Origin of the sequence: Pseudoxanthomonas sp. SGNA-20 (assembly GCF_003931635.1) — a bacterium.
Lineage (GTDB): Bacteria > Pseudomonadota > Gammaproteobacteria > Xanthomonadales > Xanthomonadaceae > Pseudoxanthomonas.
In genome coordinates, this window is the sequence record NZ_RRYK01000004.1 from 223,451 (window position 1) to 237,509 (window position 14,059).

Genomic DNA, 14,059 nt, shown 5'->3' on the forward strand with positions numbered 1-14,059 from the left:
GCGCCGCCGGGGGGCAGCCAAGCGGCGCGCATTCTTGTACCGTGGCGCGCTCAACCGATATCGAGCCGGTCGCCCGCGCCACCCGGGGCGGGGCCGGCCTGGCGTGACCTACACATGACTGCTGCTTCCCCCCTCCAAGACATCCTCGCCACCCTGGAAGACCCGGCCGGCGGCGGCCCGCTCGGTGCGGCCGTGCGTTGGGACGCGCGCCCGGGCGGCCGCGGCGCCCAGGTCCAGGGCACCACCGGATTCCCGTTTTCCGCCGCCTGGGCGGCCCAGCTGCAGGCGCGCGCCGAGGCGGCCCTGGCCGCCGCCGGCCAGGCGCTGGAAACGTTCGAACTGCGCCCGCGGATCGCCGCCCACGCGGTGCAGGGCGGGCTGGCCCCGCATCCGCGCATCCGCAACGTGGTCGCGGTCGGCTCGGGCAAGGGCGGCGTCGGCAAGTCGACCACCGCGGTGAACCTGGCGCTGGCGCTGCAGAGGCTCGGCGCGCGCGTCGGCGTGCTCGACGCCGACGTGTACGGCCCCAGCGTGCCGGCCATGCTGGGCCTGTCCGGGCGGCCGGAGAGCCCGGATGGCAAGTCGATCGAGCCGATGCGCGCGTTCGGCATCGAGGCCATGTCCATCGGCCTGCTGGTCGAGCAGGACACGCCCATGATCTGGCGCGGGCCGATGGCCACCTCGGCGCTGATGCAGCTGTTCACCGACACCCTGTGGGGCGACCTGGACTACCTGGTGGTCGACCTGCCGCCGGGCACCGGCGACATCCAGCTGACCCTGGCGCAGAAGATCCCGGTGGCCGGTGCGGTGGTGGTGACCACGCCGCAGGAGATCGCCACCCTGGACGCGCGCAAGGCCGTGGCCATGTTCAACAAGGTCGAGGTGCCGGTGCTGGGCATCGTCGAGAACATGGCCATGCACGTGTGCAGCAACTGCGGCCACGTCGAGCACGTGTTCGGCCACGGTGGGGCGCAGGCCATGGCCGAGCGCTACGGCGTGCCGCTGCTGGGCTCGCTGCCGCTGGACCTGCGCATCCGCGAGCAGGGCGACGCCGGCGCGCCGGTGGTGGTGGCCGCGCCGGACGCGGCTCCGGCCCAGGCCTACCTGGCCGCCGCGCAGGCGCTGGCCACCGCGCTGGCCCGGCGCCCGCGCGCCTCGATTCCGATCGCGGCCCGGCTGGCCTGACGCCCCGGTCCGCGCTTCCCGCCGCCGCGGCGGGAGGCCCGGCCGGGCGCGGGTACACGCGGCCCGGCCGGCCCCCTACAATCGCGCGTTCACGCGCCTTGCCCCAGGGAACCACTGCATGAGCATCAAGAGCGACCGCTGGATCCGGACGATGGCCGAACAGCACGGCATGATCGACCCGTTCGAGCCCGGACAGGTGAAGCAGGTCGACGGCAGGCGCATCGTCAGCTACGGCACGTCCAGCTACGGCTACGACGTGCGCTGCTCGCGCGAGTTCAAGGTCTTCACCAACATCAACTCCACCATCGTCGACCCGAAGAACTTCGACCCGAAGAGCTTCGTGGACGTGGTCGGCGACGAGTGCATCATCCCGCCCAACAGCTTCGCGCTGGCGCGCACGGTGGAGTACTTCCGCATCCCCCGTGACGTGCTGGTGGTGTGCCTGGGCAAGAGCACCTACGCCCGCTGCGGCATCATCGTCAACGTCACCCCGCTGGAGCCGGAGTGGGAGGGCCACGTGACCCTGGAGTTCTCCAACACCACGCCGCTGCCGGCGCGCATCTACGCCAACGAGGGCGTGGCCCAGATGCTGTTCCTCCAGTCCGACGCGGACGACGTGTGCGAGACCTCGTACAAGGACCGCGGCGGCAAGTACCAGGGCCAGACCGGGGTCACCCTGCCGCGCACCTGAGCAGGCGCGCCCGCCGGCTCAGCCGCAGCGGGTGCCGTCGCCGCGGCGCAGCAGCCAGCCGGCGCCGACCGCGATCAGCGCCAGCGGCCACCAGGTGGACAGCACGCGGCCGGCATCGATGCCGATTCCGAGGTTGTCGAGCAGGAACAGGACGCCCAGCACGATCAGGACGAGGGCGGGAACCAGGCGACGGCACATGGCGGCTTCCTCCTTGGGGGATGGAGCGCATCTTGCGCCGCCGCCGGACCGGCGTCAGGTGACAGGCGTCAGCCACCGCTGCCGCCCCCTGTCACCGGCAGCCGCGCGGCTTACTTGCGCCGCAGCAGCATGGCCACGCCGACCACCACCAGGCCCGCCGGCCACCAGGTGGCCAGCAGCGCGCCCAGCCCCGTGTCGATCCAGCCCAGGTTGCGGGCCAGGAAGAACAGGCCCACGACGATCAGGACGAGGGCGGCGAACACGTTGGAACCCATGGGCGCGTAACCGGCAGTGGAAAGGGCGCCTATCCTAGCCGCGAACGCCAGTCCGCGGCAGCCGCCGCCAGCGCTTCCGGGGCGTGCCGCACCGCGCTGCCGCTGCCCCACACCGGCCCCGGCCAGGCGGCGTCGCCCGGGTGCCGGCCGACCAGGTGCACGTGCAGCTGCGCCACCACGTTGCCCAGCGCGCCGATGTTGAGCTTCTCCACCCCGGGCGTGGCGCGCAGCGCCTGCGCGGCGCGGTTGAGCTCGGCCAGCAGCAGGCGCTGCTGGTTGCCGTCCAGGTCGATCCACTCGCGCGCCCCGGGCACCCGCGGCACCAGCAGCAGCCAGGGGAAGCGGGTGTCGTCCATCAGCCGCACCTGCGACAGCGGCCCGTCGGCGACGAACACGCTGTCGGCGGCCAGGCGCGGGTCCAGTTCGAACCCGCTCACTGCAGGTGCTCGGCGAAGAAGGCCAGGGTGCGCTCGCGCGCCAGCCGCGCGCTGGGCTTGTCGTAGGCCTTCGGATCGACCTCGCGGTTGAAGGCGTGGCCGGCGGGGTAGGTGTGGACCGGCATGCCCGGCAGCTTGAGCCGGTGCTGCTCCACCGCCTCCGGCGGGATCGAGGGGTCCTGCTCGCCGAAGTGGAACATCACCGGCGCCCTGGGGCTGGCGACCAGGGCCGGGTCGTCGAGGAAGGCGGTGTTGCGCGCGCCGTAGTAGCTGACCGAGGGCAGGCCCAGCCTCAGTGCGCCGAGCATGGCCAGGGTGCCGCCCCAGCAGTAGCCGACCGTGCCCACGGCGCCGCGCGGCTCGTTGAACGCGCCCAGGTACCGGCGCAGGCGCTGCGCGGCCGCATCGAGGATCTGCAGCGCGGCGTCGAAGCCCAGTTCGCCGGCCAGCTTGCGGCCGTGGGCGAAGCCGGCCTCGTCGTAGCCCAGCTCCACGCCGGGCTCCACCGGGTCGAAGAACGCAGGCGCCAGCACCGCGTAGCCCTCGGACACGAAGTCCTCGGCCACCGCGCGGATGTGCGGGTTGACCCCGAAGATCTCCTGGATCACCACCAGGCCGCCGCGCGGCGCCGACGGCGGACCGGCCTGCCAGGTCGCGACCTGGCCGCGGGGCGTGTCGAGCTGGATCCATTGGCCCATGGCGTCGTCCTCGGTTGTGTGGGGGGGGGGCGCCATTATGCGTCGCCCGGGCGTTCCGGCCGCGTCTGCGGGCGCGGTGGCCGGGGCGGGTATAATCGCGCGCCCCGCGCACCGGCCCGCCGGTCGCGCCCGCCCGCCGTTCCCGAGCTTCCCATGTCCGTGCACAACCCCAAGGTCGGCTTCGTCAGCCTCGGCTGTCCGAAGGCGCTGGTCGATTCCGAACGCATCCTCACCCAGCTGCGGGTGGAGGGTTACGACATCGTCCCGACCTACGACGATGCCGACGTGGTGGTGGTCAACACCTGCGGCTTCATCGACTCGGCCGTGGCCGAATCGCTGGACGCCATCGGCGAGGCGATGAACGAGAACGGCAAGGTCATCGTCACCGGGTGCCTGGGCAAGCGCTCGGAACTGATCCGCGAGCAGTACCCGGACGTGCTGGCCGTGTCCGGGCCGCAGGACTACGCCAACGTGATGGAGGCCGTGCACAAGGCGCTGCCGCCCAGGCACGACCCGTTCGTGGACCTGGTGCCGGACTACGGCATCAAGCTGACCCCGCGCCACTACGCGTACCTGAAGATCTCCGAGGGCTGCAACCACCGCTGCAGCTTCTGCATCATCCCGTCCATGCGCGGCGACCTGGCTTCGCGGCCGGTGGACGAGGTGCTGCGCGAGGCCGAGCGCCTGGTCAAGGGCGGCGTGCGCGAGCTGCTGGTGGTGTCGCAGGACACCTCGGCCTACGGCGTGGACCTGAAGTACGCGCCGGGCACCTGGCGCGGCCGCGAGTACGCCACCCGGATGAAGGCCCTGTGCGAGGGCCTGTCCGAGCTGGATGCCTGGGTGCGGCTGCACTACGTCTACCCGTACCCGCACGTGGACGAGGTGATCCCGCTGATGGCCGAGGGCAAGGTCCTGCCGTACCTGGACATCCCGTTCCAGCACGCCAGTCCGCGCATCCTCAGGCTGATGAAGCGCCCGGGCGCGGTCGACAAGACCCTGGAGCGGATCCAGCGCTGGCGCGCGACCTGCCCCGAATTGACCATCCGCTCGACCTTCATCGTCGGCTTCCCCGGCGAGACCGAGGCCGAGTTCGAGGAACTGCTGGATTTCCTCGACGAGGCCCAGCTGGACCGCGTCGGCGCCTTCGCCTATTCGCCGGTGGAAGGCGCGGCCGCCAACGACCTGCCCGGCGCGGTGCCGGAAGAGGTCAAGCAGGAGCGCCTGGCCCGTTTCATGGAGCGCCAGGGCGAGATCTCGGCCGCGCGCCTGGAGGCCAAGGTCGGCAGCGTGCAGCGCTGCCTGGTGGACTTCCTCGACGGCGAGCTGGCGATCGCCCGCTCCATGGCCGATGCGCCGGAGATCGATGGCACCGTGCAGATCCAGGACGGCCGCGATGCCGGCCTGCAGCCGGGCGAGTTCGTCGACGTGCGGATCATGGGCAGCGACGAGCACGACCTCTACGGCGAGGTCGAATACGCCGAAACCGGCGACACCTTGCCGCTGGCGCTGCGCGTGCTCTGAGCCCCGCGCGGGCGGCAACCTCGAGGGCGGCGCCGCAAGGCGCCGCTTTCGTTTCCGGGGAGCGCCGCCGCAGCTTGGCGGCGCGAATCCGGCGGCAGGCCAGGCCCGCCGCGGCCGATTTCCGGCCCGGGCTCTCCCGGCGGCCGGGAGCGGTGCGGGCCGTCGCCGCTCAGGGCGCCTCGTTGGGGACGGGGCCGGAATAGGCCAGGGTCAGCCCGCCGGGGCCGATGTTCATCATCCCGGTGATGCTCATCTGCAGCACGTGCAGGGAGACGCCGGCGCGCTCGCAGGCCTGGCGCAGCTCGCCCAGTTCCGGGGTCGCGTGCAGTTCGCCCATCGCCCCGGCGTAGGAGACGATCACGTGCGGGGTGTGCAGCTGGCCTTCGGCCACCCTGCGCGCGGCGTACCGGAACAGCTTGCCCCAGGCCTGGGCGCGGCCGCGGTACTTGCTCACCGGGTGGGTATCGCCCTGGTAGCCGCGGATGATCGGCTTGATGTCCAGCGCGCTTCCCAGCAGCACGCTGGTCAGGTGGATGCTGCGGTCGCCGCGCACGCGCGAGCGGGTGCGTGCATAGCCCAGGTCGTCGGGGATGTAGTAGGTGTAGGTGGTATCGACGATCCGCAGCAGCTCGGCGCGGACGTCCTTGGGCGACATCCCCGCCTGCAGCATGTCGCGCAGCGCCATCGCCGCGATGCCGGAGCCGGCGAACATGTTGCGGGTATCGATCACCCGGAACTGGAACGGCCGCCGCATCTCGGCCGCCTGGCGCAGGCCGCGGATGTGGTGCAGCGCCAGCGCGCTGCCCTCGCTGCAGGCCTCGTGGATCGGGCTGCGGGTGGAGGTGATGGTCAGGCAGTAGACCGAGTCGTAGTCCAGGGCGAAGCGCTCGATGAAGAAGTTCTTCATCTGCGCCGCGTCCAGCGGGATCGACTGCCCGGCCACGCCCTCGCCGTTGCCGTTCTCGCGCATGTAGCGCGCGCTGGCCTCCGGGTCGTGCTGGTCGATGTAGGTGCTGGCGCCGATCCTGATCGGGATCGGGATCACCGCCACGTCCGGGTCGGCCAGGAACTCCGCCGAGACGTCGACCGAGGCGTCGATCACGATGCCGGTACGGGCGCGATGGGTGCTGGGCGCGGGCGCCAGCGCAGCGGCCGGCGCGGCGGCCAGGCCGGTTTCAATAGCCGTCAAAGCACTTCCCCTGATGCGATTGCAGTCAGGCGGGAAGGTCGCCGGTCGGCGCGGGGGACGTCAAGCTGCGTCGCCGTATGGCCGCCGCCGGCGGCTCAGCCGTAGCTCACGTCCACCACCACGAAGCGCGCCGGGCCGCCGGGCAGCTGCGCCTCGACCTCGTCGTCGATGCGCTTCTTCAGCAGGGCACGGGCCAGCGGCGAGTCGATGCTGATATGGCCCTGGGCGGCATCGGTCTCGTCCGGGCCGACGATGCGGTAACGCACGCACTCGCCGGTGGCCAGGTTCTCCAGCTCCACCCAGGCGCCGAAGTAGACCGCCTCCGGGTCGGAGGGCACGGTATCGACCACCCGCAGGGCGGGGATGCGCTTGGACAGGTAGCGCACGCGGCGGTCGATCCCGGCCAGCTGCTTCTTGCGGTAGGTGTACTCGGCGTTCTCCGAGCGGTCGCCCTCGGCCGCGGCGGCGGCCAGCGCCTTCACCACTTCCGGGCGCTGCACCCGCCACAGGTCGTCCAGCTCGGCCTTGAGCCGGTCGTGGCCGTCGCGGGTGATCAGGGCGGTGCTTTTCTCGGGGGGCGGACGCCAGCGCGACATGCGGACAACCGATGGGTATTGCGGGGGCGTGATGCTAGCGCCTGGTGGCGTGGGCGGGGAGTCGGCGGTCGGCGCCGCTTGCGCGGCGCCGGGGCGCTCAACGCCGGCCGAAGATGCCGCCGAGGATGCCGCGCACGATCTGGTTGCCGATCTGCCCGCCGTATTTCTTCCCGGCCTTGCCGGCCACCGACTCGCCGATGCTGCTGCCGAGGCTGCGGCCAACCGAGCCGCCGACGTTGCGCGCGGTCTGCTTGGCCACCGTCTGGACCACGCCCTGGCGGCGCTTGGTGCCGAACAGGAACTCGCCGATCTTCTGGCCGATGCCGCCTTCGCCGTCCTGCTGCGCCGACGGCGTGCCGGCGGGTGTGCCGGCCTGGACCCGCGCGGCCAGCAGCTCGGCCGCCGATTCGCGGTTGACCGGGGTGTCGTAGCGGGTACCGACCGGGCTGGCGGCGCGCACCCGGGCGCGCTCGGCCGCGGTGATGGCGCCCATGCGGCAGCGCGGCGGGGCGATCTTCGTCACCTGCACCGGCGCGGGGATGCCGCCGGCCTGCAGCGTGCTGACCAGGGCTTCGCCGGTGCCCAGCTGGGGCAGGGTGGCGGCCACGTCCAGCTTCGGGTTGGGCACGAAGGTCTGGGCCGCGGTCCTGACCGCCTTCTGGTCGCGCGGGGTGTACGCGCGCAGCGCGTGCTGCACGCGGTTGCCGAGCTGGCCGAGGATGTTGTCCGGCACGTCGTCCGGGAACTGCGAGCAGAAGTACACGCCCACGCCCTTGGAGCGGACCAGCCGCACCACCTGCTCGATGCGCTGGCGCAACGCCGGCGGCGCGTCGTCGAACAGTAGGTGGGCCTCGTCGAAGATGAAGGCCAGCTTCGGCTTGTCCAGGTCGCCCACCTCCGGCAGGCTCTCGAACAGCTCGCCCAGCAGCCACAGCAGGAAGGTCGAGTACAGCCGCGGCTTGAGGATCAGCTGGTCGGCGGCGAGGATGCCGACCACGCCGCGGCCGTCATGGTTGACCCGCATGATGTCGGCCAGTTCCAGCGCCGGCTCGCCGAAGAACTGTTCGCCGCCGTCCTGGGACAGGCGCAGCAGGGCGCGCTGGATCGCAGCCACCGTCTGCGCGCTGACCAGGCCGTATTCGGCCGAGACCGCCTTGCGCTCCTCGGCCACCAGGCCGAGCAGCGCGCGCAGGTCGTCCAGGTCCAGCAGCAGCAGGCCGCGGTCGTCGGCCAGCTTGAACACGATGTCCAGCACCCCGGCCTGGGTGTCGTTGAGCTCGAGGATGCGCGCCAGCAGGGTGGGGCCCATCTCGCTGACGGTGGTGCGGACCGGGTGGCCGAGCTTGCCGTACAGGTCCCAGAACACCACCGGGCTGGCTTCCGGCGCGTAGTCCTTCACGCCGATGGCCGCGGCGCGTGCGGCCAGCTTCTCGCCGCCTTCGCCGGCTACCGCGAGCCCGGCGACGTCGCCCTTCACGTCGGCCACGAACACCGGCACGCCGATGCGCGAGAAGCCTTCGGCCAGGGTCATCAGGGTCACGGTCTTGCCGGTGCCGGTGGCGCCGGCGACCAGGCCGTGGCGGTTGGCGAGCGCCGGCAGCAGGGTGACCGGGACGTCGTCGGTGGTGCCCTTGCCGAGCAGGATCGGGTCCATTGGGGCCTCGCGCGGTGGAATGGCCGGGATTCTAGCGGCGTCGGCGCGGGTTGCCCCTGCGCGGCGGCGGGGGCTACCCTGCCTGTCGCTTCTGGAACCCGCTGCCGATGTCCTCCCGTCCATCGTTGTCGCGGCCGTTGCTGGCCGTGTTGCTGTTCGCCTGCATCGTTCCATCCGCCTTGGCCCAGCGCGTCTCCGCGCGCGACCGGGCCGCCGCCGAGGCCCTGGTGGCCCGCATGGCCCAGGCCGAGACCCGCTTCCGCGCCGCCACCGTGCTGGCCGGCAACGGCGACCCGCGCGGCGCGGAGGAGGGCAATGCCGCGCTGGAGGACATGGAGGACGTGATCGACGCCTGCGTGAAGCAGCGCGGTTGCCCGCTGTCGGACCTGCTGGCCAGCTACAAGCGCCTGCTCAAGGAGGGCATCGACGACAGCGGCGCCGGCCCGGACGAGGCCGGCGAGGACGACGAGCTGCTGGAGGCCGACCCGGCGCTGGCCGCCGACGTGCCCGAGGCGGTACGCGCCGCGCGCCTGCTGGGCGACGACAGCCGCCATGCCTTCGACCGCATGGTCCGTTACAACCCGGCGATCCAGGCCGGCATCCGCCGCTGGCTGACCGACATGCGCCCGCAGCTGATGACCAGCTACGAGAACTACCAGGTCATGCGCCACCTGATGTGGCCGGAGTTCGAGAAGCGCGGCCTGCCGGAGGCGCTGCTGTTCGGCATCCTGGCCAAGGAATCCAACGGCCGCGTGCACTCGGTCTCGCGCGCCGGCGCCGCCGGGCCGATGCAGTTCATGCCTTCCACCGCGCGCCGCTTCGGCCTGGGCCCGGACGGCACCGGCTTCGACACCCGCTACGACCCGCGCGCGGCGGCCGAGGCCAGCGCCGCCTACCTCAACGAGCGCCTGCGCGAGCTCAACAACGACGTCGAGCTGGCCCTGGCCGGCTACAACGGCGGCGAGGGCCGCGCGTTGCGCGTGCACCGCGCCAGCGGCGGCTCCGGCTTCTGGAACCTGCGGGCCTACGAGCAGTTCCCGCCTGAAACCCGCGACTACGTGCCGATGGTGATCGCCGCGGCCTGGATCTTCCTGCACCCGCGCCAGTTCGGCGTGACCTTCCCGAAGGTGGAGGCCACCCCGGCGGCGCTGAAACTGGTGCGCCCGGCCAGCATCTACGAGCTGACCGTGTGCCTGGGCAACAGCGGCAACCGCGACGGCTACATGCGCACCCTGCGCAACCTCAACCCGCGCTTCGACGCCGAGACCGTGATCCCGGCCGGCACCGTGCTGGCGGCCACCGCGCGGGTGGCCCAGCTCTACCGCCGCCATTGCGAGGGCGGGGCCCGCGCCGAACTGGCCCATGCCCTGGTGACCGCGGACCCGAATGCGGCGCTGGAGGGGGCGGCGCCGCTGGGCAGCGTCGCGGTGGGCGACGTGACCCCGGTGCCGGGCGTGGCGACCACGATCGCCACCGGTAGTCCGCAGCCGGCGCGGCCCAAGGCGGCGCAGGCGCGCACCTATACCGTGGCCCGTGGCGACACCCTGGGGCGCATCGCCCAGCGCCACGGCTGCCAGATCAAGCAGCTGGCGGCGGCCAACGGCCTCAAGGCCCCGGCCTACGCCCTGCGCCAGGGGCAGAAGCTGCAGCTGGTCGGCTGCTCGAAGTAGAGCGCTGCCCGTTGCGCATCAACGGTGCGGGTCGCGCACGTGGCCCGGGTAGCGAGGCGCACCCGGGGCGCCAGATGCCGGAGTCCCCGCCGCCGGTCAGCGCGCCAGGTGCGCCAGCGCCTGCCCCAGCCGCACCGGCGACTCGGCCTGCAGCCCCGGGGCCAGGGTGGCGGCGCCCGGCGGCAGCAGCACGATCACGGTCGAGCCGTAGTTGAAGCGCGCCATCTCGGCGAAGCGCTCCAGCACGATGCCCTTGCCGCGCCAGTCCTTGCGGGTGATGTCGTCGCCGTACTCCGGGATCTCCACCCCGCTCCAGACCGTTTCCACGCCCGAGACCAGCATCGCCCCGACCATCACCGAGGCCATCGGCCCGAAGCTGGTGTCGAAGTGGCACACCAGCCGCTCGTTGCGCGCGAACAGGCGCGGCACCGTGCGCACCGCGGCCGGGCCCACGCTGAACAGCCGGCCCGGCACGTGCACGGTCTCGCGCAGCACGCCGGTCCAGGGCATGTGCACGCGGTGGTAGTCGCGCGGCGACAGGTACACGGTGGCGAAGCTGCCGCCGGCGAACACGCGCGCGGCCTCGGCGTCGCCCAGCAGCTCGGCGGCGGTGAACGAGCGGCCCTTGGCCTGGAAGATGCGGCCGTCGTCCTCGATCCGGCCCAGCTGGCTGATGCGGCCGTCGGCCGGCATCAGGATCGCGCGCGGGTCGGGGTCGGGCGTGCGTGCCCCCGGTTTCAGTGCGCGGGTAAAGAAGGCATTGAAGCTGGGATAGGCGGTCGGGTCCGGTTCGGCGGCCTCCTCCAGGTTCACGTCGAAGCGGCGCACCACCGCGTCGATGAAGCGCTGCTTGACCGCCGGGTTCTCCGAGTAGGCCAGTTGCCGTGCCAACGAGGACAGCAGGCGGTGCGGCAGGGCCCAGGTCAGGTAGGTGCCGAGGCTCACTGTCCACGCTCCTTCGCGGTCAGCACCGCCAGGTCCTCGGCGATCGCCTGCGGCTTGAGCGGCGGCCGGATCAGGCCGGCCAGCCGGCCCTGGCTGTCGAGCACGGCGATGTTGGCCGAGTGGTCGACGCTGTAGTCCTGCGGATTCTCGTCGTAGGTCTTGCCAGGCACCTTCATGAACACGAAGCCCAGCGAGGTGGCGAACTTCTCCAGCGCCGGCACGTCGGCGGTGGCGGCCAGGGTGTCGGGGTGGAAGGCGTGGGCGTACTCGCCGGCCTTGGCCGGGGTGTCGCGCTCCGGGTCCACCGACACGAACAGCACGCGCGGGCGCACCGCCTCCGGCAGCGCCTCCCACTGCTTCTGCGCCGCGGCCAGCTCGGCCAGGGTGGTGGGGCACACGTCCGGGCAGAAGGTGAAGCCGAGGAACACCAGGGTCCAGTGCCCGGCCAGCTCGCCCGGCAGCAGCGGCGTGCCGTCGGACTGGCGCAGGTTGAACGGCGGCAGCTCGCGCGGCTGCGGCAGCAGGGTCACCGCCTGCAGCGCAGGGCCGGCGGGCGCGGCGGGGCGGTCGAGCAGCTGGCGTGCGACCAGCAGCCCCAGCCCGGCGGCGAGCGCGGCGGCGAGGATGTAGCCGAAGGTGCGGTTGAACATGGCGTCAGCGTCCGTGGGGCGTGGCGTCGGGCCGGCCATGATAGCCGTTGCGGGGGAAAAGGCGGCCGTTGCCCTATAATTCCCGGCCCTTTCCAGCCGGCGCCGCAGGCGCGCACACCCCCATGACCGACGCCGACGTGGCCAGCGAGCTGCACACGATCATCGACCTGATCCGCTATGGCGGCAGCCGCTTCAACGAGGCCGGGCTGACCTTCGGCCACAGCTACGACAACGCCATGGACGAGGCCACCCAGCTGGTGCTGCACGCGCTGCACCTGCCGCACGACCTCAGCCCGGTGTACGGCCAGTCGCGCCTGACCTCGGCCGAGAAGGCAAAGATCCTGGAGCTGTTCCGCCGCCGCATCGAGGAACGCATCCCGGCGGCCTACCTGACCGGCGAGGCCTGGTTCGCCGGCCTGAGCTTCAAGTCCGACCCGCGCGCCCTGGTGCCGCGCTCGCCGATCGCCGAACTGATCGAGCGCGGCTTCGAGCCGTGGCTGGGCGGGCGCGAGGTGCGCCGCGCGCTGGACCTGTGCACCGGTTCGGGCTGCATCGCCATCGCCATGGCCCACTACAACCCGGACTGGCAGGTCGACGGCGTGGACATCAGCGACGACGCCCTGGCCCTGGCCGCGGAGAACAAGGAGCGGCTGCACGCGACCAACGTGGAGTTCGTGAAGTCCGACCTGTTCGCCGGCCTGGCCGGTCGCCACTACGAGCTGATCGTCACCAATCCGCCCTATGTCACCGACGCGGAGACCGACGCCCTGCCGCGCGAGTACGACTACGAGCCGGAGCTGGGCCTGCGCGCCGGCCCGGACGGGCTGGACCTGGTGCTGAAGATCCTGCGCGACGCGCCGCTGCACCTGAGCCAGGACGGCCTGCTGGTCTGCGAGGTGGGCGAGTCCGAGCAGCACCTGGTCAAGCTGCTGCCAGAACTGGACCTGGCCTGGATCGAGTTCAAGGTCGGGCAGATGGGCGTGTTCGCGGTCGAGTGCCGCGAGCTGATCGCGCACAACGCGCGCATCGCCGAGCTGGCCGCCGCGCGCGGCTGAGGCTCCGGGAAAGCGCGCCGCGGGTCCATGCCCGGGGCGCGCCGGCCGGGTCGCCGGCCGCGTCTAAGCCGTTACCGCGGCAACGTTTTTTCCCGCTGCTGACGCGCTGCAGCAGGCGTCGCGATATGCGATGCTTGGCGGCCTTGTAGAGGTACAGCGCGGGGCGCGTCTTGAGCAGCAATACCTTCGGCAGGCTGCTGTCGGTCACCACCTTCGGCGAATCGCATGGCCCGGCCATCGGCTGCGTCATCGACGGCTGCCCTCCCGGGCTGGAGATCGCGCCGGAGGAGTTCGCCCACGACCTGCAGCGCCGCGCCACCGGCAAGACCCGCCACACCTCGGCGCGGCGCGAGGCCGACGAGGTCGAGATCCTGTCCGGGGTGTACGAGGGCCGCACCACCGGCACCCCGATCGCGCTGCTGATCCGCAACACCGACCAGCGCAGCAAGGACTACGCGAACATCGCCGCGCAGTTCCGTCCCGGCCACGCCGACTACACCTACTGGCAGAAGTACGGCATCCGCGACCCGCGCGGCGGCGGCCGCAGCTCGGCGCGCGAGACCACCATGCGCGTGGCCGCGGCGGTGATCGCCAAGAAGTGGCTGAAGCAGCGCCACGGCGTGACCGTGCGCGGCTTCATGGCCCAGATCGGCGACGTCGTCCCGGCCGGCTTCGACTGGGACGCGGTGGAAGCCAACCCCTTCTTCTGGCCGCATGCGCCGCAGGTGCCGGAGCTGGAGGCGTACATGGACGCCCTGCGCAAGTCCGGCGACTCGGTCGGCGCGCGGGTGACCGTGGTCGCCGACGGCGTGCCGCCGGGCTGGGGCGAGCCGGTCTACGGCAAGCTCGACGGCGAGCTGGCCGCGGCCCTGATGAGCATCAACGCGGTCAAGGGCGTGGAGATCGGCGACGGCTTCGGCGTGGTCGCGCAGAAGGGCACGCAGCACCGCGACCTGATCGCCCCCGACGGCTTCGCCAGCAACCACGCCGGCGGCATCCTCGGCGGCATCTCCACCGGCCAGCAGATCGTGGCCTCGATCGCGCTCAAGCCCACATCCAGCCTGCGCCTGCCCGGGCCGACCGTGGACGTGCACGGTAATCCGGTCGAGGTCATCACCACCGGCCGCCACGACCCGTGCGTGGGCATCCGCGCCACCCCGATCGCCGAGGCGATGGTCGCCCTGGTGCTGATGGACCAGGCCCTGCGCCACCGCGCCCAGTGCGGCGACGTGGGCGAGGTCGGCCCGCGCATTCCCGCCGGCGCCGGCGCGCTGGGCGAAGGGCAGGGGAGCTAG

15 protein-coding genes are annotated in these 14,059 nt (G+C 72.3%); 6 read left to right on the forward strand and 9 right to left on the reverse strand.

Annotation, left to right across the window (positions count from 1 at the left end; translation table 11 throughout):
• Positions 1-114: 114 nt before the first annotated feature.
• Both apbC and dcd read left to right on the forward strand, forming a co-directional pair.
• On the forward strand, positions 115-1,185 hold the full coding sequence (gene apbC, locus EIM48_RS09870; protein ID WP_019399896.1) for an iron-sulfur cluster carrier protein ApbC: 1,071 nt from the start codon (positions 115-117) through the stop codon (positions 1,183-1,185).
• A gap of 118 nt (positions 1,186-1,303) precedes the next feature.
• Positions 1,304-1,876, forward strand: coding sequence for a dCTP deaminase (gene dcd / locus EIM48_RS09875; protein WP_019399897.1), 573 nt, complete (start codon positions 1,304-1,306; stop codon positions 1,874-1,876).
• Between the two features lie 18 nt (positions 1,877-1,894).
• Here the strand turns inward: dcd and EIM48_RS09880 are convergent, their stop codons facing one another.
• The 4 genes from EIM48_RS09880 to EIM48_RS09890 form a co-directional block, all read right to left on the reverse strand.
• The gene (locus tag EIM48_RS09880) at positions 1,895-2,074 is read right to left on the reverse strand and encodes a DUF5668 domain-containing protein (RefSeq protein ID WP_019399898.1); all 180 of its coding nucleotides are present in this window, start codon (positions 2,072-2,074) and stop codon (positions 1,895-1,897) included.
• A 110-nt stretch (positions 2,075-2,184) separates the two neighbouring features.
• Positions 2,185-2,349, reverse strand: a complete 165-nt coding sequence (locus EIM48_RS15430) for a DUF5668 domain-containing protein (RefSeq protein ID WP_019399899.1) — start codon at positions 2,347-2,349, stop codon at positions 2,185-2,187.
• A 29-nt stretch (positions 2,350-2,378) separates the two neighbouring features.
• On the reverse strand, positions 2,379-2,786 hold the full coding sequence (locus EIM48_RS09885; RefSeq protein WP_037034477.1) for an HIT family protein: 408 nt from the start codon (positions 2,784-2,786) through the stop codon (positions 2,379-2,381).
• On the reverse strand, positions 2,783-3,484 hold the full coding sequence (locus EIM48_RS09890) for a dienelactone hydrolase family protein (protein WP_019399901.1): 702 nt from the start codon (positions 3,482-3,484) through the stop codon (positions 2,783-2,785). The genes EIM48_RS09885 and EIM48_RS09890 overlap by 4 nt, the downstream gene beginning before the upstream one ends.
• Before the next feature lie 153 nt (positions 3,485-3,637).
• Here EIM48_RS09890 and rimO point away from each other — a divergent pair, with 153 nt between their 5' ends.
• Entirely contained in the window at positions 3,638-5,005 is a 1,368-nt protein-coding gene (rimO, locus tag EIM48_RS09895; RefSeq protein WP_125111551.1) for a 30S ribosomal protein S12 methylthiotransferase RimO, read from the forward strand.
• 169 nt (positions 5,006-5,174) lie between these two features.
• Here the strand turns inward: rimO and EIM48_RS09900 are convergent, their stop codons facing one another.
• The 3 genes from EIM48_RS09900 to EIM48_RS09910 form a co-directional block, all read right to left on the reverse strand.
• The gene (locus EIM48_RS09900) at positions 5,175-6,194 is read right to left on the reverse strand and encodes a DegV family protein (RefSeq protein ID WP_019399903.1); all 1,020 of its coding nucleotides are present in this window, start codon (positions 6,192-6,194) and stop codon (positions 5,175-5,177) included.
• A gap of 95 nt (positions 6,195-6,289) precedes the next feature.
• On the reverse strand, positions 6,290-6,790 hold the full coding sequence (gene greB / locus EIM48_RS09905) for a transcription elongation factor GreB (RefSeq protein ID WP_125109066.1): 501 nt from the start codon (positions 6,788-6,790) through the stop codon (positions 6,290-6,292).
• Between the two features lie 97 nt (positions 6,791-6,887).
• A complete protein-coding gene (locus EIM48_RS09910) occupies positions 6,888-8,444 on the reverse strand; it encodes a helicase HerA-like domain-containing protein (RefSeq protein WP_125111552.1) in 1,557 nt (518 codons plus the stop codon).
• A gap of 107 nt (positions 8,445-8,551) precedes the next feature.
• On the opposite strand from EIM48_RS09910, the gene EIM48_RS09915 reads away from it, so the two are divergent.
• Complete coding sequence (locus EIM48_RS09915) at positions 8,552-10,114, forward strand: transglycosylase SLT domain-containing protein (protein ID WP_039731787.1); 1,563 nt, start codon at positions 8,552-8,554, stop codon at positions 10,112-10,114.
• 96 nt (positions 10,115-10,210) lie between these two features.
• Here the strand turns inward: EIM48_RS09915 and asd are convergent, their stop codons facing one another.
• Together asd and EIM48_RS09925 are read right to left on the reverse strand one after the other, a co-directional pair.
• Positions 10,211-11,059 (reverse strand): archaetidylserine decarboxylase, encoded by an 849-nt coding sequence (asd, locus tag EIM48_RS09920; RefSeq protein WP_019399878.1) that lies wholly within the window; start codon positions 11,057-11,059, stop codon positions 10,211-10,213.
• Positions 11,056-11,709, reverse strand: a complete 654-nt coding sequence (locus EIM48_RS09925) for an SCO family protein (protein WP_019399879.1) — start codon at positions 11,707-11,709, stop codon at positions 11,056-11,058. Before EIM48_RS09925 ends, asd begins: the two co-directional genes overlap by 4 nt.
• Before the next feature lie 122 nt (positions 11,710-11,831).
• Between EIM48_RS09925 and prmB the strand changes: the two genes are divergently transcribed.
• Both prmB and aroC read left to right on the forward strand, forming a co-directional pair.
• Positions 11,832-12,764, forward strand: a complete 933-nt coding sequence (gene prmB / locus EIM48_RS09930; RefSeq protein ID WP_026010782.1) for a 50S ribosomal protein L3 N(5)-glutamine methyltransferase — start codon at positions 11,832-11,834, stop codon at positions 12,762-12,764.
• A gap of 170 nt (positions 12,765-12,934) precedes the next feature.
• Positions 12,935-14,059: a chorismate synthase gene (gene aroC / locus EIM48_RS09935; protein ID WP_125109070.1), complete on the forward strand. Its 1,125-nt coding sequence runs from the start codon at positions 12,935-12,937 to the stop codon at positions 14,057-14,059.